Origin of the sequence: Lutibacter sp. (assembly GCF_040883305.1) — a bacterium.
Lineage (GTDB): Bacteria > Bacteroidota > Bacteroidia > Flavobacteriales > Flavobacteriaceae > Lutibacter.
In genome coordinates this window covers 1-2,718 of sequence record NZ_JBFLKT010000405.1, presented here as the reverse complement: position 1 = coordinate 2,718, position 2,718 = coordinate 1, and the positions used below count along the sequence as shown (strand labels likewise).

Annotated in this window: 2 protein-coding genes and 2 pseudogenes; 3 read left to right on the top strand and 1 reads right to left on the bottom strand. The window is 28.1% G+C overall.

What is annotated here, in order from left to right; translation table 11 throughout:
* Positions 1-135 (bottom strand): annotated as a pseudogene (locus AB1Z17_RS13170) (DUF456 domain-containing protein); the annotation flags it as partial.
* Positions 136-267: 132 nt separating this feature from the next.
* On the opposite strand from AB1Z17_RS13170, the gene AB1Z17_RS13165 reads away from it, so the two are divergent.
* The 3 genes and pseudogenes from AB1Z17_RS13165 to AB1Z17_RS13155 form a co-directional block, all read left to right on the top strand.
* Entirely contained in the window at positions 268-639 is a 372-nt protein-coding gene (locus AB1Z17_RS13165; RefSeq protein ID WP_368052233.1) for a BlaI/MecI/CopY family transcriptional regulator, read from the top strand.
* Entirely contained in the window at positions 636-2,444 is a 1,809-nt protein-coding gene (locus AB1Z17_RS13160) for a carboxypeptidase-like regulatory domain-containing protein (protein WP_368052232.1), read from the top strand. Before AB1Z17_RS13165 ends, AB1Z17_RS13160 begins: the two co-directional genes overlap by 4 nt.
* 21 nt (positions 2,445-2,465) lie before the next feature.
* Positions 2,466-2,718 (top strand): annotated as a pseudogene (locus AB1Z17_RS13155) (hypothetical protein); the annotation flags it as partial.

The window sequence follows — 2,718 nt, the reverse complement described above, 5'->3', positions numbered from 1 at the left end:
TGGAACTGCATCGCTTAAATGTAATAGCAATAATCCAAACCAACTGGTTATTGGCCCAGGTAATACTGGTAAAAAAGAACCAAGAATACCTAAAATCATTAATAAAATCCCAAAAATTAATAAGGCTATATCCATACTTTTATTTATAAATCAAATTTAAACATAAATCTTTAAATCAATAATCGTGCAATATTTTCAACTAAAAAATTAGTTTAAACTAAATATTTAGTTATATTTGTATTGTTGAACTAAAAACTTAGTTAAAGAATGGAGAAACAATTAACAAAAGCGGAAGAGCAATTAATGCAAGTTTTGTGGGATTTAGAAACGGCTTCGGTGAAAGAAATAATTGGGCAGTTACCAAAGCCAAAACCTGCGTATAATACTGTTTCTACGATAATTAGAATCTTAGAAACAAAAGAATTTGTAGGACACAAAGCCAAAGGAAGAGGTTATATTTATTTTCCTCTAATTAAAAAAGCAGACTACAGTAATAAAAGTTTACAAAAAATAGTTGACGGTTATTTTGAAGGTTCTTTTAAAAGTATGGTGTCATTTTTTGTAAAAAAGAATGATGTTGATATGAACGAATTGGAATCAATTTTGCAGCAAATTAATGACAAAAAGACAGAAAAATGATAAATTACATAATTCAAGTATTGCTTTTTCAAGCTTTATTTTTAGCCGTTTATGATTTCTTTTTACAAAGAGAAACATTTTTTAAGTGGAATAGAATTTATTTATTGGCAACACCAATTTTAGCTTTTATAATTCCACTCTTAAAATTTAAAAGTATTCAACAAAGTATTCCACAAGAATATATAGTGCAACTCCCAACAGTATTTTTAAATCCTGAAGCAATTATTATACAAAGTACCAGTAATGAAAGTACATTTAACATGATGCCTTTTCTATTTTATATTGGAATTCTAGTATTTACAACACTTTTTTTGGTGCGATTATTTAAAATAATTAATTTAATAATCCACAATAAAAAAATACATGAAGGAAATTATAAATTGGTTTTATTGCGCGAACAAAAAGCTGCTTTTTCATTTTTTAACTACATTTTTATTCATCAAAAGTTACTAGATAATAAAAAGTTAGACATTATTAAACATGAAACAATTCACTGTAAACAACTGCACACGTTAGATTTATTGTTTTTTGAAGTATTAAAAATACTCATGTGGTTTAATCCTGTAATATATGTGTATCAAAAACGAATTACACTTTTACACGAGTACATTTCAGATGCTGAAGTAGTAAAAGAATCCGACAAAAATTCGTATTTCAACACATTATTGGCTGAAACTTTTAATGTAGAAAATATTTCATTCATCAATCAATTTTTTAAACATTCATTAATTAAAAAAAGAATCGTTATGATCGCAAAAGAAAAATCACAAAAAATTAAACAGTTAAAATATTTATTATTAATTCCGTTATTTCTTGGGATGTTAATTTATACATCTTGCATTGACCAAGTGAATGAGGAATTGTCAGAGATGGAATCAGTTTTAAATAGTTTAGATGATTTTTCAAAAAGACAATATTTTGATTTTGAGATTGGACCAACTTATGTTGGAAAGAGTATTATGGTTGGTCGATATTTAGATCTTAGTGAGTACACTGAAAAAGAGAAGGAAATCACTGCAAAATTTAATAGCAATGATCAGGCTAAATATGATCATGTTGTGCTTATTGATGGAAATGAAGAAAGAGTAAATTGGTTTCGACCAAAATCTGTAAGACTTGGGTCAAAATCGAAATATAAATACGTTGAAGGTAATGATGTTCCTTTCGCAATAATTGATGAAGTTCCAGTTTTTCCAGGTTGTGAAGGAACGAAAGAAGAGTTGAGATTCTGTTTGCAAGAAAATATTACAAAACATGTAAATAGAAATTTCAATGCAGGACTAGCAAGTAGTTTAGGTTTGTCAGCTGGTGTTAAACGAATTTTTGTGGTTTTTAAAATTGACAAAGAAGGTAATGTTTCTGAGGCAATGGCAAGAGCTCCTCATAAATCTTTGGAAGATGAAGCTATTAGAGTAGTACAAAGTTTGCCAAAAATGGAGCCTGGAAAACAAAAAGGTTTAGCAGTAGGGGTAAAATATAGTATACCAATAGCTTTTAAAGTTGGTGGTGAAAAAGCAACCAAAGAACAATCAAGAAAGGCGAAAGAAGATTTTATAAATGGAACTAAATCAAATACTTTATCTGAAGTTGTTAAAGGAAAAGTTACAAGTGAAAATGGGAGAGGTTTGCCAGGTACAAATATTGTTATAAAAGGAACTGAAAATGGAGTTGTAACAGATTATGATGGAAATTTTGCGATAAAGGCAATGGAGGAGCAGGTACTCGTTATTTCTTTTATAGATTACCAAACTCAAGAAGTGAAAATTGGCAAGGAGAGAACTATTAATATTGTTCTCAAAAAATAATAATAAATAAAAAAACAACATTTGAAAAAGATTTTAATTCCATTACTGTTTTTAATAGCAGTTTTAAAAACCGAAGCGCAATCTTCGGTTTTTACAGTTGTAGATAGTTTATTATTAAAAGGAAATTATCAAAAAGCATTAAAATTGCTAGAAAATGATATAGATCAGAACATATTTGTACTTGAAAAAACGGCAGATATTTACCAGACTATTGGTAATTATAATAAGGCAATAACTTGTTATTCTGAAGCTTTAGCAATTGAAGATAAAAGTC

What these genes read in the sequence shown, in the direction of transcription:
- AB1Z17_RS13160 (WP_368052232.1), top strand. Translation starts at nt 636, where the DNA reads ATGATAAATTACATAATTCAAGTATTGCTTTTTCAAGCTTTATTTTTA.
- AB1Z17_RS13165 (WP_368052233.1), top strand. Translation starts at nt 268, where the DNA reads ATGGAGAAACAATTAACAAAAGCGGAAGAGCAATTAATGCAAGTTTTG.